This is a genomic window from Acidisoma sp. L85 (assembly GCF_009765865.1).
GTDB lineage: Bacteria > Pseudomonadota > Alphaproteobacteria > Acetobacterales > Acetobacteraceae > Acidisoma.
Map to the genome: position 1 here is coordinate 10,548 of NZ_LMUQ01000055.1, position 24,938 is coordinate 35,485.

A 24,938-nucleotide genomic window follows, 5' to 3' on the forward strand; every position below is an offset into this window, starting at 1 on the left:
CGTCTCGTTATGAACGGAAAGCGAGACGTAGAGCGCCCACAACGGCGGCAGGATGGCGAAGCCACAGGACAGCAGCGCCACGATATAGAGGATGCGGAGCTTCATGCCTGGCTCTCCGCCGACCCGAAGCGCCGCATGGCAGCCATAAGGGCGACCACGAGCGCCATGATGACGACGAAGACGATCAGCGCGAGGGCCGCGCCGCGCCCGACCTGGAAATCTTGGAAACTCTTGCTGTAAGCGTAAAAGTTAAGGATCTCGGTGCTCGTCCCGGGTCCGCCCTGGGTGATAACGATGAAGAGATCGATATTCTTCAACGCATCGATCATGCGCAGCAACAGCGCCACCATCAACACCGGCTGCAACAGGGGAAGCTCGATACGCCAGAGGATTTGGCGCGGGCTCGCGCCGTCCACCCTCGCGGCCTCGGTCACATCGCCTGGCAAAGTGAGCAGCCCGGCGAGCAGAACCGCGAACATGAACGGCGTCCATTGCCAGACATCGGCAATGACGAGGCTATAGAGCGCGATCGCGGGGCTATTGACCCATGGCACCGGGTTCAGGCCGAACCAGCCGAGAACGATGTTGAACATCCCGAATTGCGGGCTGTACATGCTCTTGAAATAGAAAGCCCAGATCAGCGGCGCCACGACCACAGGCACGCAAAGGATGGCGCGCATCATCGGAAAGCCGCGCAGCCGGCGCGCCAGGCCGTGGCGGAACAGCAGTGCCAAAGCAAAGCCCAGCACCAGCTCCAGCGTCACGGAGAGCACTGTATAGATGATCGTGATGACGGCGACCTGCGCCGTTTCGGGATCCTGGAAAATCTGCAGGTAGTTCCCAAAACCCGTCCACCGCTTGAGCCCCGACATGAGGTTCCAGCGATAGAAGCTGGTGGAGGCGGCCGCGACTAGCGGATAGCCGATGGTCACCACCAGGCACAGCAGGCTCGGCGCCAGATAGGCGTAAGCGCCGTTCCACGATCCCCTACGCATCAATAATAGCCCGCGTCCCTCATGATGCCGTCGGCCGCCTTTCGCGCATTTTCCAAAGCTTCCTTGGGCGTGATTTCCCCCACAAAGGCCCTGCTGAGCTGCACACCGGCTGCGCTGTCGATTTGCCCCCATTCGGGAAGCTGCGGCCGCACCATCGCGACCTTGAGACTGGCGGAGACCGCCGGGAACCATGGTTTGGCGCCCATATTCGCGTCCCAGGCGGAGTTGCGGCAGGGCTGGCCACCATGCGGCACCAGGTCCTTGCTTTGCACATCCCGGCTGTTGAACCAGGCGATGTATTCGGCGGCCGCCTTCGGATCCTTTGAGTAGTTCGAGACGGTGAGACCCATGCCGCCCATCACCGGCGCATTGCGCACCTTGCCCTTGGGCGAAACTGCGCTGCCGAGCTGCGGCCTGACGTTGGGCGGCGCCGTGACGATGGCATCGGGAATCCAGGCCACCGGGTCCAGCGTGCCGAGGCCCGTCGCCATCGCCTTCGTCTCATCTGCCTCGGTATAGGCGGCGCCGCCGGTCGGCATGGTCTTGACCAGTTCGAGCAAGAAGGCGAGCGCATCGACGCCCGTCTGGTCGGCGAAGGTCGGGTGCATTTTGTCGTCGAAGAGCGCACCGCCATTTGCCCAGAAGATCGGCAGCCAGACCGAAAAGGCTTTAATCAGCCGCTCCGTCCCGGCGATGAATCCATAGCGCTTAGCAGCCGGATCGACGACCTTCTGGCAACCCGTCAGCAGCTCATCCCATGTCTGCGGCACGCCTAGGCCGACCGCCTTGAGATGAGCGCCATTGTAGATCAGGCGCTGGCAATTCGCGACTGTCGCCATGCCGTAGGTATGATCCTTGGCGGCATACATCTCGCGCAGCGCGGGCGGAATATCGCTGAAGAAATCCTTCAGCTGATCGGCCGCGATGAGATTGTCGAGGGGTTGAATATGCCCCGCCTGGGCATAGCCTTTGAGATAAATCGAGTCGATCTGCACAACGTCATAGGCGCTGCTGTGCGCGGCGAAGGCGGCGACCTGCTTCTGGATGGATTCGTTGTAGCCCATCGTGATCAGATTGACCTTGATGCCGGTCTGCTTGGTGAATTCCGGCGTCAGATCCACGAAGGGCTGGCCGAAGATGCCCTGCCCCAGCGTGATGGCGGTAATCGTGGTGTCCTTGGCGATGGCGGGGCGCGCCAGGGCGCCCCCAGTCGCCGCGATGCCCGATGCGACCGCTGCACCCTTCAGCAGGTCGCGCCGTTTGACGACTAGCGATGTCTTCTGGGCCATGCTTGTTTCTCCTCCTCTGGATCGTCGCTGTTTTTGTTGACGCAAGGCTCGTTCATTGCCTTTCCGGCTTCTTATCGTTAGCCGGTTCGCTCATGCCGCGCGCAGCGGCCGAGGATCAAACATGCGGGCAAACTCGGGCGTCAGCGTCTCGGGCCTGACGAGACCGGAGGCGGCAGCGATACGCCACCAGGCTACATCGGCCTCGTGGATCACTATGCATTCCAGGCTGCGCCGCACGTTGTTGCCCTCGGGCGAGTGACAGGCGGCAATATGAGCCACCGATTCTGGCAGGCCAGCGAGCAGGCAGACATGCGCGCCGTAGATCGGATGTCGCAGCGAGGGCCAGCCGTAGCGGCTGCCATCCGCGTTCCAGCGCCGCTGGTTCTCCGGGTCGAATTCGAAGGTCTTGCCGACGTCGTGGCAGATGCCGCCGGCAATAACGATATCACGGTCGATCTCGGCTTGCGGGAACGCGCCGGCGAAATAGTCGAGATGGCCGACCGCGAGCCGTGTCACGCCGCGCAGATGCAGATCCTGGCCGCCCTCCTTGAGAATCAACGACCCTGGCGTTGCCTCGCCAGGAATATCTCGCACGCGCCGAAAGCTCGACGAAGACAAAGCAATGGCCCAGGCATCGGTGGTTTGTCGGCGCAGTGCCTCATCCGCGATAAGGTCAATTTCCGGCAGATCGGCCAAAATACCCGCCCGGAGCTCATCGGAGAGCTCGGCGGCGAAACCCTTCATCATTCTCAGCTCCCCCTGTCTTCTTAGTTGCAAGGTTACTGGCGCCGTGATGGATAGGACAATTAGGAAGTTTTTCGTTTCTCGATTCAGGTTTCCAAAACTATGCGGCCAACCTTCGCGCAGCTCGAAGCCTTCTACTGGGTCTCACGTCTCGGTTCGCTGAAGGAGGCCGCTCGGCATCTCGGCCTCGCCCCGCCGACCATATCGCTCCGGATAGATCAGCTGGAGGCGGAGCTTGGTAGCCCCGTTTTCGAGCGGGCCGGGCGCGGCCTCATCCTTACCCAACGCGGCGAGACGATGGTGCCGCGCGTCGCCTCGGTCATGGAGGAATACGACAAAATCCGCTCGATCGTCGACGATAACTGGCAACATAGCGGTGTATTGCGCATAGGCGTGCCGGAAACTTTCGCCCAGGCCTGCCTGTCCGACTATATGCGAATCATCGCCGCGCGTTACCCAGCCCTGCGGCTAGAATTCGCGGTCAGCACCAGCTCGGAGCTTGAGCAAGACGTGCTGCACCGGCGGCTGGACATCGCCTTCGCGATCAACCCGACCGGAGATCCGAAGCTGACCTTAGTGCCGCTCGGCATCCAACCAGTGGTCTGGGCCGCAGCGCCTCGCTTCAACCTGCCCTCGCCTTTGCATCCTTCGGATCTGCGGGGGATTGTCATCATCACCAATCCGCCGCCCACGCCGATGTGGCGTCAGATCACCGAATGGTTTCGGCAAGCGGGGTTGGAGCCGCACGTAATCTGCCGGTGCAGCAGCCCGACCGTCGTCGCGCAGCTGGTGAGCACAGGGCTCGGCGCCAGTCTGTTGCCCCGGCGCCTAGTGCAAAAGTCACTCGCCGCGGGTATCCTGAGGAGCTTTGAAAGCGCGCTGCCGCTGCATCCTTCTCGTCTTTTCGCAATCTATCGCTTTGCCGATAGCGACAGCATCACACAGGAGGTGATCGCCTTGGCGCGCCATGCCATGGCCCAGACCCGGCTGGTTGAGCCGGAGGAGAACTGACCGGAGGATCTGCCAGACGCACCGTGATCGGCCAAGTAGTCAACCTTTCAGCTATCTCGAAATATCGTCAGATCGGATTCGCAGGAACGGGCACTCCGGGTTCGCAAACTTGATATTTATCGCCATGGCACCCGCGGACTCCGCATGATCTTGCGCTGAGATGAGGAGTAGGACTCTGGTGCGAGAAGTGGCTCGCTCCGTCACAGAGCACAATCGCCGAAGTAGCTACCAGCGGGGGCGTTGACGTGCTGCGGAAGATTATGTCCCGCGTCGACAACGTAGTGTTCGTGCAGACCGACGAACATGCCGGCGTGATCTGCTGTGCCTCCGGGCTTGAGCGGGTAGGTCGCGCCATCGAGCGTCACCGTCGGCACCTTGATGGTGGGCTTCTGCGCCAATCGGTCCTCTAGTGGCTTCAGCGCGGGGTCGCCAGCGTCGAGGCCGAAGGAGCAACGCTAATAATGGATCACTTCAATCCCGGTGATGTCGAGGAAATTAATGCGGTGTTTCGTCGGTGGGGCTCACATGCATGCGCGAGTCCGCTGCTTCTTTGGTTACGTCGTAGCAAGCTTGCATGACGTGGATCGTCTTCGTCGCAAATGAATATCCTTCGAGGCGCCGCGGGTCTTTGCCAAGGCGTACTCAGGGTTTGGGATTGGCTGCCTGCAAGAGAGCTCCCGGCTCAATAGCCACTGGGTAGTCCGTCAACCACGCAAGAAGCAGCAAAATCGCGGGTTGATCAACGCGTCGCCAAGTCCATCACGCACAGACAAGCTAGCGGCGGTGGCGCAACAGTCATCAGCTATTGCATGATAGCTGCTGAGGTGGCTGCGCCGATCATCTAACAAGTGAGTTTTTACTTTTGCCTGAAGACAGGTGTGGACAAGCAAGGCAAATTAAGCCTCTTGGTGGGCCATAGGCGCCCGGAGCCGGGCTGACTAAGCGGGATTGTCAAAATGGATCGTCACAGGAAATGAAGGTTCCAGAGAAAAAGCGAGAGAAAGCCCGGCGAGGGCCGCCAGAGACGTATGAGGGACTCATCCGGATTATCCATGACCGCCATGCGGAGATGAGCAACTCCTATCAGAAGATAGCGGTCTACTTGACGCAGAACCCAAACGACGTAGCGGTCGCTTCGATACACGCAATCGCCGAAAAGTGTGGAATTCACGCATCGGGCTGTGTGCGCTTCGCACAGTCTCTCGGTTACCAAGGGTTCAAAGAACTTCAGGCGGTCTTCCGGCGCCGTCTCTCGACGGCGGCCCCCGGGTTTAATGCGAGAGTAAAGGCACTTGAGGACGAACTCGGAGCTCGCGAAGACCGCAGCGAGATGAGTTTCCTGCGGGACCTGATTGTGCGTGACATATCGTCTCTGCAAGATCTGCTGACGAGCGTTACCGCAGAAAGAATTGCGGAGGCTGTCACGCTCATGGAACACGCAGACACAATTTACTTAATAGGCCAGCTCCGGTCGGCACCCGTGGTCGGACTCCTCCACTATGTCCTCACGATGCTTGGCAAGCGCGCAGTACTGCTCGACTCCGCGGGAGGGCTTGCGACGCATACGGCCAAAGTCATCCGGTCGAGTGACCTCTTGCTCGCGATCTCGTTCCGCTTCTACGCCAATGAGGTCGTCAATGTCGTGGAGGAAACCGCTGGACGGGGTGTGCCAGTTGTGGCGATTAGCGACAGCACGCTGTCACCGCTCGCCAAGAACGCGCGTGTGCTCTTCGCCGTGCCGGAGCACGAGTATACCTTCTCGCGTTCGCTGGCAGCGCCGATGTGTCTGGCCCAATCGCTCATCGTTGCCTTGGCCTCGCGGCTTCAAAACGAAACCCGCCAGCCCAGGATTCCAATTGCTACTCAGACATAGGACACGCGACAACCGCGTTCAGGACGCCGCCACACGCGCTGGCGCCCTCCGCCGGCACCAGTCGTGCCCAAAAAAGCGGTCCCGCCTAGATCATTGCTCCACGGAGATAGCCAATACTTGCGTTCAGATCGCCTGTGATATTGGATGACTTTGCGACCGACGCAGCGAAAGGCTCAAATGACACCGCGCCGGCATAGCCACCCTGCCGTAAGGCGCTTAGCTGTTCTAAGTTGCCAATGAGATCGTCAGAAGATACTAGGCCCCTGTGGCCGTCCCGCATATCCTCCCGGTTTAGCGCAGCGTCGGTAATTCCTGACACGTGCACGAGGCCCGTGAAATCCGCGAAGACATCCCCCTCCCCTGCTACGAAGTGATGGAAGGTATCATGCACGAGCCTGAAAATACGTTCGGCATTAGCGTCACGGATCGCCTGTATGGCCGAGCGTTTGGAACGCAATGAGCTCTGGCTAAATCCAAGTGGTTCAATCAGTCCGACAACTCCAGCATCTTCGAGTATGGGCTTTAAGCCTAGAATCGCATCATGGAGAAATTTGGCCTTCTCGTCAGGCAGGGGATCGTAGTTCGGGTCATTCACGGGACAAAGCACGATGGATGCCGCCCCGCACTTCGACGCGAAGTTGATCAGCGAGCGGGCCTCGCCCTCGCGCTCTTTCGACCAATCATTGAATCGTTGCAAGGCATTAATAGATAGTATTTCTATGCCGGATGATGATGCCCCTTCTCTTATTTCCGCCGCGCTCGTGCCATCAAGTATTTCCACGTCATCAAGGTCGTTCCTGATCTCGACCGCATCGACGCCTACTGCCTTGGCAATTGTGAAGAGCTTTGACAAGGGGACGCGAGGCGCCACCATATGATTCAGCGAAAACCGCATGCTTCCGCCATGGTTCGGCAATTCTCTCATTGCGACGTTCCTCTTCCATGTTCTGTAAGACATCTATCGGGCAAAGCGCGCGCCGCGGATGGGTTCAGCAACACCCTCGGTGAATGAGAAACGTCCCAAGCGCGCAACGCTGGCGTCAGCCAGCGGCGAATAGTGGTCCGAGACTAACTCAGCAAGGTGCTCATCCAGACCTTGACAAATAATCCTACTTCGAGCGGGCCTGCGCCGCCTGCACGAACACCGCAAGTGCGGTACCAAGGACGATGACAGCGCCGACCACAATTTCCTGATACCAGGAGGCCAACCCATGAAAGTTCAGGGCATTTGTCAATCCCACGATCAAAAACACCCCGCCGAAGGTCCTCCAAGCCCCTCCGAGACCACCGAACAAGCTGGTTCCCCCGACCACCGTGGCTGCGATGACCTGGAGCAGCAGATTGTCGCCGGCGGTGGCGTCCCCTGAGCCAAGGGTCACCATTAGTATGAACCCAGCAAGCCCTGCGAGGGTACCCGCCACCAGGTAAGCAAGGCATTTCAGCCAACGGGTGCGTAATCCGCTAAACAGAGCGGCCCGCGCGCTCGAACCAAGAAGATACCAGCCGCGCCCGGTATCGGTCCGGGAGAGAACCAGCGCGGATCCGGCGACAAATATCAGCGCAATCCACCAGAGGGTCGGAATCCCGGCAATCGTGCTTCGCCCGAAGTTGAGTACGGACGGAGGCAGAGGTCCGACTGAGGCGGCGCCGGTGGCGCCTCCTCCCGCTGCGGCGGATGCCACCATATATCCGACAGCGCGCGCTACGAGGAGCGCCCCGAGGGTAAGAACAAACGGAGATAGCTGCAGGATTCCAACGCATATCCCATTGAACAAACCAATCGCGGCTCCAGTCAGGACAGCGGTGGCAAGCCCTAAAAATATCATGCCGGTGTCGCGGGTGACGACGGCGCCCATAATCGATGCAAGGGCAATCGTCGAGCCGACGGACAGATCTATGCCAGCTATGAGGAACACGACGGTCGTGCCTATCGCCGCGATAGCGAGTACGGACATCGAGACCAGCAAGTTCTCGACGTTTGTCCAGGAAAGAAACCCCGGCGTGGTCAAGGCGAGGATGCCGTAGATGAGAATCGTGATCGGCAGGATGGGAACAGAGACTATCTGCCGCACCGCCGGCACCAAACCCCAACGGCCGGGAGGAATCCCCTCCCGGCCGAGCAGTGTGCGGGCTGGCAGGTGTCCGCCTTTCGTGGCGGGGATCTCAATCATACGAGCTGCTCCTAACCAGCACGGAACGCGGCGGTCTGTTTACCCCAGGCGGCTCAGCCGCCGCAGCCCCAGACTTTTGACTTCATCTGCGCGAAGTTGGCCGGCGTGTAAGGCAGGCCTGGGAGTTCGACGACGCTCGGATTGGGGCTTTCATGCTTGTTGATGGAGTTCGAAATCGCAACAAGCGCTGACTTCGCCATGGCCGGAAGGGGGGTGGCAATGTCGAGATCATCCATATTGCCTCCGACATATTGGCAGCCAATTTGATCCCCGTTGATGCTGACCGTAACAACGTGATCCGGATTGCCGACGGGGAACAGCCGGTGTACCGCTTTTAAAGATGCGTAGATAGCCGGGAGGCCACCCGTCCACGGTGTGTAAACAGCATTGATATTGGGATGCTGCTGCAGGGCGTTCTGAGTTGCCTTGAATGCCTCATTGGTGCGCCAATTCGTGGGCGACTTGGCCACGATCGTTATGTTTGAGGATGTAGCGACTGCTTTCTCGAAGCATCCTGAACGCTCGAGTCCGTTCGCGCTGTTGAGAGAGCCGAGCAACTCGAGTATGTTCAGGTGCTTGCCCTTAGCGGCCTCGGTGACCATGAATTCGCCCGCCATCCGCCCATCACCACATGGGCTTCCGCCGACGTAGTAGAAGAGATCAGCTGTAGTCGCAGGCTCTTGATCCATGACCGCCAGTGGAATTTTGGCGAGTTTCGCAGCGCTGACGTCGGCCGCAACAGCATGGGTATCCCACGGGATTTCAACAATTCCCGCGACCTGCTGGGCGATTAGTGTGCGGACCTGCGAAGACTGGGTCGCCGCAGATTGTTGCGCATCATCATAGATTAACTTTATGCCCATCTGCTGGGCGTAGATGTCGAGATACTTCTTCTCACCAATCCTGAAGGTGTCATCCATTTTGTCAAAGGTAACGCCAATCGTTGGCACGCTTCCTGCGGCGCGCGCACCGTGCGGAAACACGAAGGCCGTTGCGGCGGCGGCGAACAACACACCGGCGGCAAGAAATGCTCGGCTTTGCCCTTTTGTTCCCGCGGGGTCGAAAGTCCTGATCTTCATGGATAGTTCCTTCCTTTATTGATATGTCTATGAGACGCTGGGGCGCGCGCGCCGGTGACTTCAGGCACCCTTTTCTAACGTCTGGCGAGTCCAAAACAGCTTTCCCGCCGCCGCGCGGAACCCCGCCTTTTGGGATGCGGCTCCGAAGAGAATTGCGGCAACGAGAACGACACCCTGAACCACGTCATAGACGTAGATCGAGGCGTTAATGACATTGAGGCCGTTTTCGATCGCTGCCAGCAGCAGGGCACCCAGCATGCTTCCCAGCACGGTGCCTCTGCCACCAAAGAGCGAAGTTCCACCAACGACTACGGCGGTGATGACGGTGAACGCGAAATCCGAACCGAGGGTCGCATCAAGCGTGCCGTCCTGACCAACGTTGATAAGACCTGCCACAGCAGCACAAACACCTGCGAGGCCGAACGCTACGAAGCGGGCTCTCGGACGAGATAGGCCGGATTCCTTGGCCGATCGTGGATCGCTGCCTATGGCGTAGAGCAACCTGCCGTTACTGCGGAACTTGAGAAACGCCGCGGCAAGGATGCTCGCTGCTATGGTCAGGAGAACGACAACGTACGTGCCGCCGGCTTTGGCAGTGCCGAGCCAGGTGATTGGCCCGCTGGTGAGCTGTGTGCCAGCGCCTGTCAGAGCCAGCCCAATTCCTTGGTAAGCATAAAGTGCCCCTAGACTAACAATGAGTGCGTTTATGCGCAGCACGCTGATAAGCGCAGCATTCACCGACCCGAGTATCAGGCCAGTGACAATCGCGACGGGGTAAACCCAGACCGAGGGTGTGATCATCAACGCGCTGGATGATGATGTCAGCATGGTCGCGACGACCACGGACAAGTACATCGTCGATCCGATTGAGAGATCGATATCGGCCAGGAGGATGACGTAGGTCATGCCAATGGCCGCAATTGCGACCGGCGTCGCCTGGACCAGGATATTGCTCAGATTAGAACCGGTCAGATAGGCTGGCCGTATTAGGCCAAAACCAGCCAGAACCAGCACGATGAAGACAATTAGGACACCGGAATTTCCTCCGAGCCTTAGTCTCCTAAACCACGTCATGTACGTGACCCTACGGATGCGAGCCTAAGAATTGTATCCGGCTCGAACTCGTGGCCCTTGAGTTCACCCACTATCTCGCCCTTCCGCATGATGACGATCCGGTGAGACAGCGCCATCAGCTCTGGCATATCAGATGATATAAGAATGACGGCGGTCCCTTGCTCCGCCAGCCGCCTCACCAGCATATGGATTTCCGCTTTTGCGCCGACGTCGATTCCCTTGGTAGGTTCGTCGAGGATGCAAATGCGCGGCTTCTCCATCAGCCAGCGAGCGAGAATAACTTTCTGTTGGTTGCCGCCAGAAAGAGATACAAGGTCCTGTTCAAGACTGGAGCATTTGACTCCAAATGCCTGAACCATGGCATTTGCTGCTTTGCGCTCCTGGTAACGGGAAATTATCCCGTAGCGGCGGTGCTCGGGGCCAATATGGCCCGCAAGCAGGTTCTCCCGTACCGGGCGGTTGAGAAACGCCTGTTCACCGCGGCGATCCTCCGACACAAGAACCATTCCCAGGTGCCTAGCCCGCTCAGGGCTGCGGTGGCTGAACACCTTGCCATCCACCTTGACCGATCCCGTTGCAGGACGCAGCCCCACGAGCGCCTGTGCCAACTCGCTCCGTCCAGCACCGAGAAGACCGCCCAAACCGACGATCTCCCCAGCCCGGACTCGCAGCGCGACGTCGCGAACGCGCTCGCCGTCGCTGACGCCTTCCACCTCGAGCAGTGTTTTGGCGGTATCTTCCATAGGAGGCCGTGCGAGCCTGTCGACTGCTGCGAGCTCACGTCCCACCATATGGCGTTCCACGACCGGAGGGGGCAGATCCTCCACCCGACCCGCAGCTACGAAATTGCCGTCGCGGAGTACGACGATGTCGTCCGCAACGGCGTAGATCTCTTCAAAGAAATGGCTGATGAATAAGACGCTATATCCCTGGAGCCGTAGGCTGCGTATGGCCTCGAGGAGGCGCGCGCGTTCTGCTATCGAAAGTGAGGTAGTTGGCTCGTCGAAGATTATGATGTTCCTTGCTCGGACAAGGGCCTTCGCGACCTCAACCATCTGGCGCTGTCCGAGGGAAAGGTCTTCAACAAGAGTCAGGGGATCGATTTGCTCGCCCAGCGTGTCGTGCAAAAGCTTCCGGCACTCGGCCATCACCCAAGCCAAGCGGACATTTCCCCATCTGTCCTTTGGCAACATTCCAACGTACATGTTCTCCGCAACAGTCAAGCTTGGAAAGAGGCTGAGCTCTTGATGAACCGCCGCGATGCCAAGCTGGCGAGCAAGTGCCGGAGTGAGATGGGGAACTTCTTGGCCGAGGACCTCAATCGTGCCGTGATCGGGCCGAAGCAAACCGCAGATTATGTTCTTGAGGGTGGACTTTCCGGCGCCATTCTCGCCAACGATCGCAAGCACCCGCCCAGCTTCTGCAGTGAACGATACGCCTGAAAGGACTGTAACCCCGGAAAACGACTTGCTGATATTCGTGAGAGATAAGGCCGCCGAGTTCCCCTTCATCTCGGGCCCGGTGGCGCTGGAGGGCTGAGATTGCGTTCCGGTTGGATAGAGTGCCGATCCACTCAACCCCTCACCCCCCAAAGCCGGGATCAACAACAAACGTCCTCATTCCGCCGCGGCGAGAGTGAACATGCGTTGAGGCGGCAAAGCGTGGACGGAGGTCAAGGTCGCTACGGCAACGCGCAAGCGCGACTCCCAAGAACACCAAATTTCCTCCGCGTTTTTGTTAATGCAATATTAATTGCGATATCTGGTTCCTGTCAACCTCCCTTGAGTGTGCCGAATGTTCAGTTTTAGCCTGATAAGGCCAGAGTCGTTCGGTCTGACTTGTGGCGGGATAAACAGAGATTCCGGCGCCTTGAACAATTGGCGGCGGCGCGTCGCTGACCATCGGAAAACTTTCTTCACGCGAAGGGTTTGGCCGCCGAAAACACTCGCGCATCAGTCTGTGTTCATCCGTAGTCTAGGTTAGACACCCGGAAGCGCAGCCGGGCCGCGCAAGCGGCTGTCGAGTCAGTGGACTTTGGCGCGCCTTGGTGGCCGGAGTTTGGAGCGCGACAGCCAACCGGACGAGCGGCCGCTTACACCGCTCGCCGCCCCTGACTGCAGCAACGTAGGCAATCTGCGTCGGGTTTCGCAATCGGTGGGCCGTGTGGCGCAATGATGGTCAGACGGGCAACTTCATCGGGCCTTCTGGAGCGGGCATCCCACTTGCCGCCGCACCCCAGACGGACTGATCGAAATTCACGATGGAACCGGTCATCAGCCCTGCGTCGTCCGAGACGAGGAAGTTCACGGCGCGAGCGGCCTCCGCTGGATCGACAAGCCGGCCAAAGGGAAGCTGCTTTGCCGCCTTCTCCAACCAGTCGGGATCATCCGCAGCCTGATTCTTCTGTTCCTGATCCGACGCCATCCAGCCAACGTTGAGCTGATTTATGCGTATGCGGTTTCCGGCTACCGAGAAGGCTGTATTAGCAGTTAAGGTCGTGAGCGCCCCTTTCGAGGCGCAGTAGGCATTAATAAATGGCTGGCCGGAAAGAGCCGAAATCGAACCGATATTACAGATGGCGCCCTCGATCCCATCACGGATCATGAGCTTGATCGCTCCCTGCATCAGGAAGTACGGACCGCGGACGTTGGTTGCGAAGATGCGATCGAATAAGGCGGGATCCGTGTCGAGGATCGTTCCTCGTTCAGTGGAAGCACCTGAATTGACCAGAACATCCAGGCGGCCGAAGCGCCGATCAGTTTCAGTGATAACTCGGCGGCAATCGTCGACGGAGCCGAGGTCAGCGCGAATAAAAACTATTGGCACGCCGAATTCCTCCGACAGCCCCTTCGCGAGAGTGTTGCCCCGCTGCTCGTTGCGGCCTGTCACGGCTATCCCTGCGGCGCCGGCTGCCGCGAGCCTCCGGCCGATTGCTGCTCCCAAACCTTGGGTCGCGCCCGTCACCACGCAGACCTTTTTGTCCATCCGGTTCATGGACCGACCTCGTATCCTGTCAGCGCCATAATCCGCAGAAGCTCGGCATGCCCCTTTTTTGCCATCGCGAGTGGCGGATTCTTCTTTGGGTCCTGCTCTGCCTCCACGACGAACCAGCCTTGGTAGCCATAGGAAGCAAGTTTTCCGATGATCGATTCAAAATCCAGCGAACCGTCACCGGGAACTGTGAAAGCTCCCTTCACCACTGCGTCGAGAAAGCTCTCCTTGGCGCGGTCGATGCTATCGATCACCGCTCCTCGCACATCCTTCGTGTGGACATGACTGATACGGGCGTGGTGTTTATCGATTACGCGCATCACATCGCCACCAGCGAACGCCATATGACCGGCATCGAAGAGCAGTGGCAGACCCCGACCGGAGTGCTTCATGAGCAGGTCAAGCTCGGCCTCGGTTTCGATAGGGGCGGCCATATGGTGATGGTAGGAAATGGGCATGCCCTGCTCCGCACACCACTCGGCGAAAGCCGTCATTTTGTGCCCGTAAATCCGGATCTCCTCTTCGGAGAGCTTGGGCTTGGTCGCGAGCGGCGCGGAACGGATACCCTGAATTGAGCGCGCCGTTTCGCCGTAAACGATGCAGGGCGCGCCGGCCGCAACGAAAAAGTCCAATTGGGCACGGATCCGGTCCTTCTCCTGCTCGATGTCCCCATCGAGCAGTAGGCCAGAGAACCATCCTCCACACACCGAGATGCCGTGGCGTTTCAGAATTGGCCCCAGCTCATTCATATCCATCGGAAAGCGGCGCCCGGTTTCGGAACCGGTGAAGCCCGCTTCTCTCGTTTGCCGGAGACATTCATCCAGGCTGACGTCGTCCGACAGTTCCGCGAGGTCGTCATTCCACCAGGCGATGGGCGCGATACCTAGCTTTGCTTTCATGACCGTTAGACCCCAACGCGTTGCTTCGTGCGGATTTCCTCCTGGTGTTTCCGGGCGGCTTGCACGGACTCCCGCGTGGAAACTTCAGGCACGCCAACATCCCAATCTGCGTCACCTGGTGTCCACGCGAAGGCGTCTGTCGTGATGGACAGCACAGTAGTCCGGTCATTGGCCTTGGCCCATTCAAGGGCTGGAGCCAGCTCGGCAAGACTGTCGCAATGGCGTGTCGCCGCACCCATCGATTCCGCATGCTTGATGAAGTCGACATGCAGGGGTGCACCGGGATTCTTCACGCGGCTATCGACGAGCAGATTGTTGAACCCTGGCACGCCCTTGGCCTGCTGCAGGCGATTGATTACCGCGAAACCGCCGTTGTCGCAGACCACGACGATCATCTTGTGGCCTGTCAGCACCGTCGAGTAGATGTCGGAGTTCATCATCATATAGGAGCCGTCGCCAACCATCACGATCGGCGTGCCCCCAAGCCCGCCGGGGCCGCTATTGGCCATGGCGTGACCCCAGCCCGCGGCAATTTCGTAGCCCATGCAGGAAAAGCCCCATTCGAGATCGAAGGTATTCGGCGACTTCACGCGCCAGCCTTTCGAGACTTCCCCAGGAAGACCGCCGGCGGCGGTGATGATTGTGTCAACGTCTCCTGCTGCCTGGTTTACGACGTGGACGACCTGGGCATAGGTTGGAACCGGGGCATTGCTGGGCGCCTGGAGCTTGGCCAGAAGCTCGTCCCACTCCTTGAACAAGGCCTGAGCCCGGGTCATATAGTCGGGCTTCACCTTCCAGTCACCAAGAGCTTGGGTGAGCTCGGCTACGGTTTCCAGCGCATCCCCTACGACAGCGACTGCACGATGCTTAATCGCATCGAAGCGGGCGGTATTGATGGATATGAACCGCGCCGTCTGACTGAAGACCGTCCAGGACCCAGTCGTGAAGTCCTGCAGCCGGGTGCCCACCGCGAGGATGACGTCGGCTTCGCCTGCCAAAGTATTCGCCGATGTGGATCCGACGATACCGATAGGCCCAGCGTGGGCCTCGTGATAATGCGTTAAGCACCCTTTGCCCGCGATGGTTTCGACAATCGGGATGCCATGCTTTACCGCAAAAGCAGCGACCGCGTCCTCCGCCAGCGAATAACGCACGCCGCCGCCCGCGATTATCAGTGGCTTCTTCGCCGTCTTCAGAAGTTCCACAGCTTCCGCAAGCTTCCGCCGGTCCGGCCGTGGACGCGGAATGCTCCATAGCTGCGGTTCGAAGAAGGCCTTCGGATAGTTGAAGGCGATTTCCTGAGTGTCCTGCGGCAGTGAAATAAAGGCTGGTCCGCAGTCGGCCGGATCAAGCATCGCTGCCACAGCCTGCGGTAGCGAAGAGAGAATTTGCGCGGGGTGGCTGATCCGGTCCCAGTAGCGCGTGACCGGCTTGAATGCATCATTAACCGTCATGGTCGGGTCGCCGAAGTTCTCGACCTGCTGCAAAACCGGATCGGGGATGCGAGTGGTGAATGTGTCGCCCGCGAGCAAAAGAAGAGGCAGCCGGTTCGCGTGGGCGGTGCCCGCCGCCGTCACCATGTTTAAAGCGCCGGGACCGATGGACGAGGCGGCGACCATGATCTGGCGCCGCCGCTTGCCTTTGGTGAAGGCAGTAGCGGCAAGGGCCATCGACTGCTCGTTCTGTCCACGCCAGGTCGGCAGCCTATCCTTGACCGCCTCCAGCGCCTCCGAGAGGCAACTTACGTTGCCGTGGCCAAAAATCCCGAAGACGCCCGGGAAGAGAGGCACTCTGGTGCCGTCGACCTCTGTGAATTGCTGCGCCAGCCATTCCACGACAGCCTGAGCCATCGTGAGGCGGATTGTCGCCTGTGTCATTTTGTTTCCTCCCTTTAGACGGGTTGTGACCATCATACGCTGGTGCATTTAATATTGACAACCCCGGCGTAATGCAACATTAATTGCTGAACGGAAAACGGGGGGCGTCCTAATGATCAGAATCGCGCTGCTTGGGTGCGGGCGCATCGGCGCTATGCATGCGATCAATATCGCGACACACCCGCGTGCGCGGCTTGCGGCAATATACGATATTAACCGTTCCACGGCAGAAACTGTCGCCGCTTTAACTGGAGCTCCGGTAATGGAGTCCGCGGCTGCCATTTTCGCGTCCCCCGAGGTGGATGCCGTTCTGATTGCTACGGCAACTGATACCCACGCCGATCTTCTGGAACATGCCGTCGCGGCAGGCAAGCCCGTACTCTGTGAAAAGCCCATCGACCTCAGCCTGGCGCGTGTAAACCAGTGCGCGGCGGTTATTCGCGGAACGCCACTCCCAATCCAGATCGGTTTTGTCCGGCGCTTCGACCCGGGACATAAAGCTGTGCACGATGCCGTCCGCACTGGCGATATCGGCGAACTTCACCAAGTCATTGTCACCTCGCGCGATCCGGGGCTCGCACCCGAGGGTTATCTGAAGGTTTCCGGCGGCATCCTGCGGGACATGACGATCCATGATTTCGACATGGCGCGCTTCATTTTGGGAGAGGAACCGGTGGATGTTTTCGCTACCGGTTCGCGTCTCGTGTCACCTGCGCTGATGGAAGGTCTCGGAGACTACGACACGGTAACAGTTGCGATGACCACTGCATCTGGCAAGCAAGCCATCATTATCAACTCGCGCGAAGCGGCGTACGGATACGACCAGCGTGTGGAAGCCTTCGGCAGCAAGGGCCTTGCCGTTTCAGAGAATCGGCGGCCGCATCACATGACACTTTCAGGCCGCGGCTTTACGGAAACGGCCGCGCCTCTGCTCGACTTCTTTATTGAGCGCTACACGGAAGCTTTCGAAGCTGAGATTACCGCTTTCGCGCAAGCGGTGGAAACGGGGCAGCCGGCAGTTGTCGGTTTCGAGGACGGACGCCTGGCGCTCGTGCTAGCTGAGGCGGCGATCAAGTCGATCGCCGAGCGCCGTGTCGTTGAAGTAACGGAGGTTGCGTGATGTATACAAAGTTCGGATTGTTCATCGGCGGTGCTTGGCGGCAGGCAACAGACGGCGAAACGGTGCCGGTGATGAGCCCTGTCTCGGAAACTCCTCTGGGAGATGTGCCGCAAGCGGGTGTCGCAGATACTGAGGCGGCGCTGGCCGCCGCTGAAGAGGGGCTAGCTCGCTGGCGTGCCACTCCTGCCTTCACGCGCGCTGACGCCCTCCACGCCATCGCCGACGAAATGGCGCGCCGCACCCCCGAAGCGGCGCGGATGATCTCAAGTGAGACAGGCAAGCCGATTGCGCAAGCGAGCCGCGAATGGGTTTTGAGCACCGATCAGTTCCGGTGGTACGCGGAAGAGGCCCGCCGCATCTATGGCCGGATAGTGGAAAGCCGCGTTCCGGGCGGCCGCTACGAGGTGAGCCACGAGCCCATTGGCATTGCAGCGGCCTTCACCGCCTGGAATTTTCCTGCCGCGCTGGTTGCCCGGAAGGTCGCGCCCGCTCTAGCCGCGGGGTGCTCCGTTATTGTTCGCCCATCCTCGCAGACGCCAGGCGTCGCAATGGTGATGATTGACTGTTGCCTGGCTGGCAACCTCCCGCCAGGAGTGGTGAATCTGGTCGTTGGACCAACCGCCACGACCTACGGGCCAATTATGGCGTCTAAAGCGGTGCGGAAGGTCTCGCTCACCGGTTCTACCCGTGTTGGACAGCAAATGGTCCGCGATGCCGCTGACACAATGAAGAAGGTATCGATGGAGCTCGGCGGCAACGCGCCGCTCATCGTCTACGGCGACGCAGATTTGACTACGGCTTTGAATGCAACGGCAGCGACCAAATATGCCAATGCCGGACAGGTGTGCGTTACGCCCGACCGGTTCTATGTCCACGAGAGCCTCCATGACGCATTTGTCGAAGGTTTTGTCACCCGGGCGAAAGCTATCAAGCTCGGCGATGGCCTGGATGAAGCGGTGGCCATGGGTCCCCTTATCAACGCCCGCCGCGTGACCGAAATTGAGGGAATTGTAGCCGAGGCCGTGGCTGCCGGTGCGAAGGTGCTTGCCGGGGGGCGCCGCCCTTCCGGCTTCAACAGCGGCCACTTCTACGAGCCCACCGTTATTACGGACGTGACAGACGATATGCGCGTGATGGCGGAAGAGAATTTCGGTCCAATCGCCGCGATTACACGTTTCTCGAGCGATGATGAAGCCATCGCGCGCGCCAATTCGTCTGACATGGGACTTTCCGCCTACGCCTTTACAAGTTCGCCAGGACGCGCCCGCCGCACAGTGGCGGAGCTCAAAGCCGGAATGGTGGGCATCAACTCCTTTGCCCTCGCAGCGTCAGAAGTGCCTTTCGGAGGGACGAATTTCTCAGGAACGGGCCGGGAGGGAGGGGTCGAAGGCATCCGCGACTACCTAGACGTAAAGTTGGCGCAGGTAGTCTTCTGATATGATCACCAACCGGCTTAAGCAGCTCTGGGCTGAGGGGAAACCCACGATCAACGGCTGGTGCTCGATAGGTAACCCCTTCACCGCCGAAATCATGGCCGCCCAGGGATACGATTCGGTAAGCATCGACGTACAGCACGGCGCGCTCGATTACACGAGCGTGTTGCCCATGCTACAGGCGATGCGGGCCTCGGGTGTCGTGACAATGGCCCGGGTGCCGTGGCTGGAGCCCGGTGTCATCATGAAAATCCTCGATGCGGGCGCCTACGGGATAATTTGCCCGATGGTGAATACGGCCGAGCAGGCGGCGGAGTTTGTCAGCTATGTGCGTTATCCTCCACTCGGGCAGCGCAGTTTCGGACCAACCCGGGCGGCCTATTCTGCCGGCGCGAATTACGCTGCGGAAGCAAACGGCGAGATCCTGGCGTTTGCGATGATCGAGACCGGACAAGGCATGAGCAACCTTGAGGCAATTGCAGCCACCCCTGGTCTCGACGGCATCTATGTCGGCCCGGCGGACCTCGCGCTGAGCCTGTCCAGTGGCCGTCTCACCCCGGGTTTTGACCGCGAGGAGCCGGAGATGATCGAAAGACTGCGAGAAATCATAGCTGTCTGCAAAAAGCACGGCATTCGCGGGGCGCTTCACTGCGGCACAGCGGAATACGCCGCACGGGCGATCGGCTGGGGGTTCAACATGACCACCGTGTCCGGCGATTCGAGGCTGCTCGCAGCCGCGGCCACCGCGAGTGTCTCGAAGTTCCGCGCGCTCGTAGGAGGAAATGCCGCAAAGGTGACGGGAGGGGGTTACTGATGCCTCACGTCCTGATCGCGGGAAGCTTGCACCGATCGGGCATCGCCCTGCTGAACAGCACCTCTGGTGTGACCTATGATTATGTCGAAGAGGTCTCAGAGGAAAGCTACGCGCCTTTCATCGGCGCCGCTGATGGGCTGATCATCCGTACGCAGCCCTTGTCCGCAGAAACCGTGGAGAGGGCGCCAAGACTCAAGATTGTTTCGCGTCATGGCGTAGGTTACGATTCAGTTGATCTCAACGCACTGAATGCGCGCGAGATTCCCCTCTGCATTGTCGGAGACGTAAACTCCATCTCCGTCGCTGAACATGCAATGACGCTCATCCTTGCGTGTGCGAAGTTTCTTGTCAGGGCGGATCGTTCGGTCCGTGATGGCAAATGGGGCTGGCGCAATAAACTTGAAGTAGGAGAGGTTAGCGGCAAGCGCCTTCTTATACTGGGTTACGGACGGGCCGGACGGCATCTGGCGCGGATGGCGGCAGGATTCGGAATGGATATCCGCGCCTACGACCCATTCCTGTCCAACAGCGGCAACTGGCCCGCAGGACCGGTGGAAGCGGTTGACAGTCTGCTGGACGGACTTGCGTCGGCTGATTTCATATCGATTAACGTGCCCAGGGCAGACAAGCCGCTCATTGGTGATGCGGAATTGCAGCGGGTCAAACCTGGCGTCATTCTCGTCAATACGGCCCGGGGAGGCGTCGTGGACGAAGCCGCACTCGCCGCGGCTTTGGCTGACGGTCGCGTAGCGGCCGCCGGCCTAGACGTGTTCGACGACGAACCGCCTGCTGCAGGCAATCCCATACTTGCCTTCGATCAGGCAATCCTAACGCCGCACGTCGCCGGGCTGACGGCGCAAGCCGCGGAACGCATGGCCGTCGCGTCCGTGCGGAACGTCCTGGATTTTTTCGCGGGGCGGCTTGACCCCGCCCTCATCGTGAACAAGGGCTTCAAAAAATGACGGAGCGCAAGCTGCGTATTGGCTTGATCGGTAGCGGCTTCATGGGCAAGACACATGCCTTCGGCTACTCTGCGGCGTCGCGGGTTTTCGAACTGCCGCTCCAGCCCGAACTCGCCTGCCTGGCCGACATCAACGAAGAGGCTGCCGCGAAAGCCGCTGCCGCGCTGGGCTTTGCGCGTTCCACCGGAGACTGGCGTGCTCTCGTCACAGATCCTGAGATAGACGTCGTCAACATAACCGCTCCAAATGCCTTCCACAAAGAGATGGCGCTCGCGGCTATTGCTGCCGGAAAGCATGTTTACTGCGAGAAGCCCTTGGCCCCCATTGCAGGCGACGCGCGGGAGATGGCGGAAGCGGCAGAGGCCAAGGGTGTCAAAACCCAGGTTGGGTTCAATTATCTTTGCAATCCAATGTTCAGCCTGGCGCGAGAGATGATCGCCGCCGGCGAACTCGGTGAAATCCGCGGCTACCGTGGTCTTCACGCGGAAGATTACATGGCTGACCCGCTGAGCCCCTTCACCTTCCGCCACGACCCGACCGGCGGCGGAGCACTGGCCGACCTTGGCAGCCATGCACTGGCCACGGCTGAGTTCCTGCTCGGACCGGCAGCGGGGCCGATCACCCGCGTCCTGGGTGATTGCGTGACGGTGGTCAGCGAAAGACCGGATGGCAAAGGCGGCACCCGCCGCGTTGAGGTAGATGATATTGGCCGAGCTTTCCTGCGTTTCGAGAACGGCGCCACTGGTTCGGTTGAGGGTAACTGGGTCGCAACCGGGCGTACCATGCAGCATGACTTCGAAGTCTTCGGCACCAAGGGCGCCCTCGCTTTCACGCAGCAGCGGTTCAATGAACTCAATTTCTTCTCAGCGGACGACGCTCGCGGCCGCAAGGGCTTTCGCCGCATCGAGGCCGGCCCTGACCACGCTCCCTATGGTCTGTTCTGTGTTGCTCCCGGCCATCAGCTCGGCTTCAACGATCTGAAGGCCATCGAGGTGGCCGGGTACCTGGAAGCAATTGCCGACCGCCGTCCTGAACCATTTAACTTTCGGGCCGGCCTGCGCATTCAAACGCTGGTGGAGGCGATCCACGCCTCAAGCCGTGCCTCGGCATGGCGGGAAGTCGGCTAGACGCTCGGGTGGTGCCACCGGCACCACCGCAATGTCGCAGTGAGTAACGGCGTGGCCGATACACGACTAGCGCTTCACGATGTCGCCCGACCACGCCTTCCTGACCTGGTAAGCAGCGCATCGCGCGCGAGGAGTCGAAAGTGGACACTGTTCAGCACTATATCGGGGGCAAGCTGACTTCCGGCGCTTCCGCGCGACGGGCGAAGGTCTATCAGCCGGCGGATGGTTCGGTCGCGCGCGAAGTCGTTCTCGGCACGCGTGACGATGTCGATGCCGCGGTGCGCGCGGCGACCGCCGCTTTCCCGAAATGGGCCGCGACGACCCCGCTCATGCGTGCTCGCGTGATGTTCCGCTTTCGCGACCTCATCGAGCAGAACGCGAAGAAGCTTGCCGCCATCATCACGGATGAGCATGGCAAGGTGCTCTCCGATGCGCTGGGCGAAGTCACCCGCGGCATGGAGGTGGTGGAATATGCGACCGCCGCTCCGGAGCTGCTGAAGGGTGATTTCACCGAACAGGCCGGACGCGACATCGACGCTTTCTCGCTGCGCCAGCCGCTCGGCGTTTGTGCTGGCATCACGCCGTTCAATTTCCCGGTGATGGTGCCGCTATGGATGCTGCCGATGGCGATCGCTTGCGGCAACTGCTTCATCCTCAAACCCTCGGAGCGCGATCCCAGCGCCTCGCTCCTGCTCGCCGATCTGCTCAAGCAGGCGGGGCTGCCGGATGGTGTTCTGAGCGTGGTCCATGGCGACAAGGAAGTCGTTGACGCGATCCTGGAGCATAAAGGCATCCAGGCGGTAAGCTTCGTGGGCTCCACACCGATCGCGGAGTATATTTATCATACAGGCGTCACGAACGGTAAGCGCGTGCAGGCGCTGGGTGGTGCGAAGAACCACGCCGTCATCATGCCGGATTGCGATCTCGACAAGACTGTCGATGCGCTGATGGGTGCGGCCTATGGCTCGGCGGGCGAGCGCTGCATGGCGATTTCGGTGGCCGTTGCGGTGGGTGGCATCGGCGATAAGCTGATCGAGACCATGGCGCCGCGCGTGCGCGCGCTGAAGATCGGGCCGGGCACGGATAGTTCGGCAGAAATGGGTCCACTGGTCACGAAGGTCCATCTCGACAAGGTCACCGGCTATATCGATGCCGGTGTGGCGGAAGGCGCCAAGCTGGTGGTGGATGGCCGCGGCCTGAAGCTGCAGGGCTACGAGAATGGCAATTTCATCGGCGGGACGCTGTTCGACAACGTGACGCCCGAGATGAAGATCTACAAGGAAGAGATCTTCGGGCCGGTTCTTTCCGTTGTCCGCGCCGATGATTTCACCTCGGCCATCAAGCTCGTCAACGAGCATGAATTCGGCAACGGCACCTCGATCTTCACCCGGGATGGCGATTCCGCCCGCGCCTATATGCATCAGGTCCAGGCCGGCATGGTCGGCATCAATGTGCCGATCCCTGTGCCGATGGCCTATCACAGCTTCGGCGGCTGGAAGCGCTCACTATTTGGGGACCATCACATGCATGGGCCAGAGGGCGTGCGGTTCTTCACCAAGTATAAGGCCGTGACATCGCGCTGGCCGGCCGGTATCCGCGCCGGGGCCGACTTCGTGATGCCCACGCTAGCCTGACGGTTGATGAGTGGCTGAGACGACGGGAACGCATGAAAAGGTAGTTCCCTACGCCAGAGCTCCGTCGGTGGATGCTATCGCATTATTCCCTTCGAAAGAGATGGAAATGCGCAGGGGCGCGCCCCCGAACTTTGGCGTACATCGGACCTTCGCCGCCGAGCCGGGACCGCGGGACCGGACTAGAAGCGCAGCGTTTCCTGAAACGGGAACAATCGCCTCCGGCCCCGGCTGTAGGCCCCAAAAGGGAGATATCAATGATGACAGAGTGCGATCCGTCCAACCTCCCCGCGACTGATTTCACAATGCAGCAAGGCCTCCGTAGGCCGCCCCTTGGCCGCCGGATGCGGCTGGGATTTGTGGGCGGTGGCCGTAGCGGCCAAGTCGGAAGCTGGCATGCTTCCGGGGTCCGCCTTTCCGGCCACTGGGATATTGTAGCCGGTGCTTTGTCGACGGACCCAAAGGTAGCGGCACTTTCCGCTATCGACTGGAGCATTGACGGCGGACGCAGCTATGCTGACTACCGTGCTATGGCTGCCGCGGAAGCAGCCCGCCCCGATGGGATTGAAGCAGTCGCGATTTGCACGCCGAACTGGACGCATGCAGCGATAGCGACTGAATTCTTGCAAAGCGGAATCGATGTCATCCTCGACAAACCAATGGCGATGTCGGTTGCCGAGGCCGATCAACTCGTCGCGTTGCAGGAGAAAACGGGACTGACTTTGGCTTTGACCTATTCCTTTGCCCACCACGCCATGGTCCGCCAGGCGGCTGTCATGGTGGAGCAAGGAGCGATCGGGCGCATACGGCAGGCTCATGTTGAGTTTGTACAGGACTGGGCGACCGCTCCCTTCGCGTCGGACAACCGAGCCGCAGCCTGGCGCCAGGATTCCAGAAAGGTCGGGAGAACCTCGGCTGTCGGCGATATCGGGACGCACGCGTACCACCTCCTGAAGACGATATCTGGGCTCGATGCCGAGGAACTCCGCGCCGAGTTTCATGTGTGTGGCGCGCCAAAGCCGATGGAAGACACAGCCTTCGTTGGTCTCCGTTTGACCGGCGGCGTACCGGGCTTTCTCTGGGTCACGCAGGCAGCGCCTGGCAATGCTGCCGGACTACGCCTCCGGTTGTTCGGCGAAAAGGGCGGGCTGGAATGGGATCAGGAATACCCAGAGCAGCTCCGCTATTCTCTCGTCGGCAGCCCCGAGCAGATCATCCATCGTGGCAAAGGGAACGGCATGCTTCCAGCAGCCGAGCGGCTCGTTCATTTGCCACGCGGCCATGGTGAAGCGCTCACCGATGCCTGGGCGAACCTTTACGCGGAGGTTGGTTTCACGATCGCTGCCCGGCGGGCAGGTGTCGCGTTGCCGGATGGCTTTGTGAGATACACCGGTGCTGAAGCAGGAGCCGCGGGCGTGCGGTTCATTGAGGCTTGCGCCAACAGCAATGAGGCGGGTGGCATCTGGGTGCCGTTGCTGTGAAGAAATCTGGGGACCAACCGTTGAGTCCGCCAGTGGCTGAGGACCAAGGCCTGGCAGCAGTGGCCGATGCTAGCCGCTTCCTGCAACTGGAAACCACGGGAGCCGTGTGATGGCTGATGTGGTGACCAAGTGGGTCTACAACTTCGGGGCCGGCCATAACGAGGGCCGCGCCGAAATGCGCAACCTGCTCGGCGGCAAGGGGGCGAACCTCGCGGAGATGGCGGGGATCGGCCTGCCGGTGCCGCCCGGTTTCACCATCACCACTGATCTTTGCACGGCCTTCTACGACAATGGCCGCAAATACCCGGATGATCTCGACGCCCAGGTACGCAGCGCCCTGGCGCGGGTCGAGGAGGCCGTCGGCCTG

General features: G+C 60.1%; 22 protein-coding genes. 10 read left to right on the forward strand and 12 right to left on the reverse strand.

Annotation, left to right across the window (positions count from 1 at the left end; genetic code table 11):
- Positions 1–101: 101 nt before the first annotated feature.
- The 3 genes from GSQ83_RS18115 to GSQ83_RS18125 all read right to left on the reverse strand — a co-directional run bounded on the left by GSQ83_RS18115 (position 102) and on the right by GSQ83_RS18125 (position 3,031).
- Positions 102–995, reverse strand: a complete 894-nt coding sequence (locus GSQ83_RS18115) for a carbohydrate ABC transporter permease (protein ID WP_158804304.1) — start codon at positions 993–995, stop codon at positions 102–104.
- Positions 995–2,284, reverse strand: coding sequence for an ABC transporter substrate-binding protein (locus GSQ83_RS18120; protein ID WP_158804305.1), 1,290 nt, complete (start codon positions 2,282–2,284; stop codon positions 995–997). Before GSQ83_RS18120 ends, GSQ83_RS18115 begins: the two co-directional genes overlap by 1 nt.
- Before the next feature lie 90 nt (positions 2,285–2,374).
- Positions 2,375–3,031 (reverse strand): HD domain-containing protein, encoded by a 657-nt coding sequence (locus GSQ83_RS18125; RefSeq protein WP_216850325.1) that lies wholly within the window; start codon positions 3,029–3,031, stop codon positions 2,375–2,377.
- A gap of 99 nt (positions 3,032–3,130) precedes the next feature.
- Here GSQ83_RS18125 and GSQ83_RS18130 point away from each other — a divergent pair, with 99 nt between their 5' ends.
- Entirely contained in the window at positions 3,131–4,039 is a 909-nt protein-coding gene (locus GSQ83_RS18130) for a LysR family transcriptional regulator (RefSeq protein ID WP_158804306.1), read from the forward strand.
- A 200-nt stretch (positions 4,040–4,239) separates the two neighbouring features.
- Here GSQ83_RS18130 and GSQ83_RS18135 read toward each other — a convergent pair whose 3' ends face one another.
- Positions 4,240–4,437 (reverse strand): hypothetical protein, encoded by a 198-nt coding sequence (locus tag GSQ83_RS18135; RefSeq protein ID WP_158804307.1) that lies wholly within the window; start codon positions 4,435–4,437, stop codon positions 4,240–4,242.
- A 575-nt stretch (positions 4,438–5,012) separates the two neighbouring features.
- Here GSQ83_RS18135 and GSQ83_RS18140 point away from each other — a divergent pair.
- Positions 5,013–5,912, forward strand: coding sequence for a MurR/RpiR family transcriptional regulator (locus tag GSQ83_RS18140; protein WP_158804308.1), 900 nt, complete (start codon positions 5,013–5,015; stop codon positions 5,910–5,912).
- Between the two features lie 85 nt (positions 5,913–5,997).
- On the opposite strand, the gene GSQ83_RS18145 is transcribed toward GSQ83_RS18140, so the two are convergent.
- From GSQ83_RS18145 to iolD, 8 genes are all read right to left on the reverse strand, one after another.
- Positions 5,998–6,837: a TIM barrel protein gene (locus GSQ83_RS18145; protein WP_216850327.1), complete on the reverse strand. Its 840-nt coding sequence runs from the start codon at positions 6,835–6,837 to the stop codon at positions 5,998–6,000.
- 184 nt (positions 6,838–7,021) lie between these two features.
- Positions 7,022–8,083: an ABC transporter permease gene (locus GSQ83_RS18150; RefSeq protein WP_158804309.1), complete on the reverse strand. Its 1,062-nt coding sequence runs from the start codon at positions 8,081–8,083 to the stop codon at positions 7,022–7,024.
- Between the two features lie 53 nt (positions 8,084–8,136).
- The gene (locus GSQ83_RS18155) at positions 8,137–9,162 is read right to left on the reverse strand and encodes a sugar ABC transporter substrate-binding protein (protein WP_158804310.1); all 1,026 of its coding nucleotides are present in this window, start codon (positions 9,160–9,162) and stop codon (positions 8,137–8,139) included.
- Positions 9,163–9,222: 60 nt separating this feature from the next.
- The gene (locus GSQ83_RS18160) at positions 9,223–10,236 is read right to left on the reverse strand and encodes an ABC transporter permease (protein WP_158804311.1); all 1,014 of its coding nucleotides are present in this window, start codon (positions 10,234–10,236) and stop codon (positions 9,223–9,225) included.
- On the reverse strand, positions 10,233–11,843 hold the full coding sequence (locus GSQ83_RS18165) for a sugar ABC transporter ATP-binding protein (protein WP_158804312.1): 1,611 nt from the start codon (positions 11,841–11,843) through the stop codon (positions 10,233–10,235). The genes GSQ83_RS18160 and GSQ83_RS18165 overlap by 4 nt, the downstream gene beginning before the upstream one ends.
- 571 nt (positions 11,844–12,414) lie before the next feature.
- Positions 12,415–13,230, reverse strand: a complete 816-nt coding sequence (locus GSQ83_RS18170; protein WP_158804313.1) for an SDR family oxidoreductase — start codon at positions 13,228–13,230, stop codon at positions 12,415–12,417.
- Positions 13,227–14,126 carry a myo-inosose-2 dehydratase gene (iolE, locus tag GSQ83_RS18175; protein ID WP_158804314.1) on the reverse strand — a complete coding sequence of 300 codons (900 nt, stop codon included), beginning with the start codon at positions 14,124–14,126 and terminating at the stop codon, positions 13,227–13,229. The genes GSQ83_RS18170 and iolE overlap by 4 nt, the downstream gene beginning before the upstream one ends.
- A 5-nt stretch (positions 14,127–14,131) precedes the next feature.
- Positions 14,132–16,003 carry a 3D-(3,5/4)-trihydroxycyclohexane-1,2-dione acylhydrolase (decyclizing) gene (iolD, locus tag GSQ83_RS18180; RefSeq protein WP_158804315.1) on the reverse strand — a complete coding sequence of 624 codons (1,872 nt, stop codon included), beginning with the start codon at positions 16,001–16,003 and terminating at the stop codon, positions 14,132–14,134.
- Positions 16,004–16,115: 112 nt separating this feature from the next.
- On the opposite strand from iolD, the gene iolG reads away from it, so the two are divergent.
- The 8 genes from iolG to GSQ83_RS18220 all read left to right on the forward strand — a co-directional run.
- Entirely contained in the window at positions 16,116–17,123 is a 1,008-nt protein-coding gene (gene iolG / locus GSQ83_RS18185) for an inositol 2-dehydrogenase (protein ID WP_158804316.1), read from the forward strand.
- On the forward strand, positions 17,123–18,559 hold the full coding sequence (locus GSQ83_RS18190; protein ID WP_158804317.1) for an NAD-dependent succinate-semialdehyde dehydrogenase: 1,437 nt from the start codon (positions 17,123–17,125) through the stop codon (positions 18,557–18,559). The genes iolG and GSQ83_RS18190 overlap by 1 nt, the downstream gene beginning before the upstream one ends.
- Before the next feature lies 1 nt (position 18,560).
- Positions 18,561–19,370 carry an HpcH/HpaI aldolase/citrate lyase family protein gene (locus GSQ83_RS18195; RefSeq protein WP_158804318.1) on the forward strand — a complete coding sequence of 270 codons (810 nt, stop codon included), beginning with the start codon at positions 18,561–18,563 and terminating at the stop codon, positions 19,368–19,370.
- The gene (locus tag GSQ83_RS18200; protein WP_158804319.1) at positions 19,370–20,332 is read left to right on the forward strand and encodes a hydroxyacid dehydrogenase; all 963 of its coding nucleotides are present in this window, start codon (positions 19,370–19,372) and stop codon (positions 20,330–20,332) included. Before GSQ83_RS18195 ends, GSQ83_RS18200 begins: the two co-directional genes overlap by 1 nt.
- The gene (locus GSQ83_RS18205; RefSeq protein ID WP_158804320.1) at positions 20,329–21,459 is read left to right on the forward strand and encodes a Gfo/Idh/MocA family protein; all 1,131 of its coding nucleotides are present in this window, start codon (positions 20,329–20,331) and stop codon (positions 21,457–21,459) included. The genes GSQ83_RS18200 and GSQ83_RS18205 overlap by 4 nt, the downstream gene beginning before the upstream one ends.
- Positions 21,460–21,599: 140 nt before the next feature.
- Positions 21,600–23,093, forward strand: a complete 1,494-nt coding sequence (locus tag GSQ83_RS18210; protein WP_158804321.1) for a CoA-acylating methylmalonate-semialdehyde dehydrogenase — start codon at positions 21,600–21,602, stop codon at positions 23,091–23,093.
- Positions 23,094–23,347: 254 nt separating this feature from the next.
- On the forward strand, positions 23,348–24,571 hold the full coding sequence (locus GSQ83_RS18215; protein ID WP_216850329.1) for a Gfo/Idh/MocA family protein: 1,224 nt from the start codon (positions 23,348–23,350) through the stop codon (positions 24,569–24,571).
- Positions 24,572–24,692: 121 nt separating this feature from the next.
- The coding region (locus GSQ83_RS18220) for a PEP/pyruvate-binding domain-containing protein (protein WP_158804326.1) at positions 24,693–24,938 on the forward strand (246 nt) is incomplete at its 3' end.

Coding starts and splice junctions, on each gene's coding strand:
- GSQ83_RS18200 (WP_158804319.1), top strand. CDS start 19,370: ATGCCTCACGTCCTGATCGCGGGAAGCTTGCACCGATCGGGCATCGCC.
- GSQ83_RS18160 (WP_158804311.1), bottom strand. CDS start 10,236: ATGACGTGGTTTAGGAGACTAAGGCTCGGAGGAAATTCCGGTGTCCTA.
- GSQ83_RS18115 (WP_158804304.1), bottom strand. CDS start 995: ATGCGTAGGGGATCGTGGAACGGCGCTTACGCCTATCTGGCGCCGAGC.
- GSQ83_RS18125 (WP_216850325.1), bottom strand. CDS start 3,031: ATGATGAAGGGTTTCGCCGCCGAGCTCTCCGATGAGCTCCGGGCGGGT.
- GSQ83_RS18140 (WP_158804308.1), top strand. CDS start 5,013: ATGAAGGTTCCAGAGAAAAAGCGAGAGAAAGCCCGGCGAGGGCCGCCA.
- GSQ83_RS18130 (WP_158804306.1), top strand. CDS start 3,131: ATGCGGCCAACCTTCGCGCAGCTCGAAGCCTTCTACTGGGTCTCACGT.
- GSQ83_RS18205 (WP_158804320.1), top strand. CDS start 20,329: ATGACGGAGCGCAAGCTGCGTATTGGCTTGATCGGTAGCGGCTTCATG.
- GSQ83_RS18190 (WP_158804317.1), top strand. CDS start 17,123: ATGTATACAAAGTTCGGATTGTTCATCGGCGGTGCTTGGCGGCAGGCA.
- iolE (WP_158804314.1), bottom strand. CDS start 14,126: ATGAAAGCAAAGCTAGGTATCGCGCCCATCGCCTGGTGGAATGACGAC.
- GSQ83_RS18170 (WP_158804313.1), bottom strand. CDS start 13,230: ATGAACCGGATGGACAAAAAGGTCTGCGTGGTGACGGGCGCGACCCAA.
- GSQ83_RS18145 (WP_216850327.1), bottom strand. CDS start 6,837: ATGAGAGAATTGCCGAACCATGGCGGAAGCATGCGGTTTTCGCTGAAT.
- GSQ83_RS18120 (WP_158804305.1), bottom strand. CDS start 2,284: ATGGCCCAGAAGACATCGCTAGTCGTCAAACGGCGCGACCTGCTGAAG.
- GSQ83_RS18155 (WP_158804310.1), bottom strand. CDS start 9,162: ATGAAGATCAGGACTTTCGACCCCGCGGGAACAAAAGGGCAAAGCCGA.
- iolG (WP_158804316.1), top strand. CDS start 16,116: ATGATCAGAATCGCGCTGCTTGGGTGCGGGCGCATCGGCGCTATGCAT.
- GSQ83_RS18215 (WP_216850329.1), top strand. CDS start 23,348: ATGATGACAGAGTGCGATCCGTCCAACCTCCCCGCGACTGATTTCACA.
- GSQ83_RS18195 (WP_158804318.1), top strand. CDS start 18,561: ATGATCACCAACCGGCTTAAGCAGCTCTGGGCTGAGGGGAAACCCACG.
- iolD (WP_158804315.1), bottom strand. CDS start 16,003: ATGACACAGGCGACAATCCGCCTCACGATGGCTCAGGCTGTCGTGGAA.
- GSQ83_RS18150 (WP_158804309.1), bottom strand. CDS start 8,083: ATGATTGAGATCCCCGCCACGAAAGGCGGACACCTGCCAGCCCGCACA.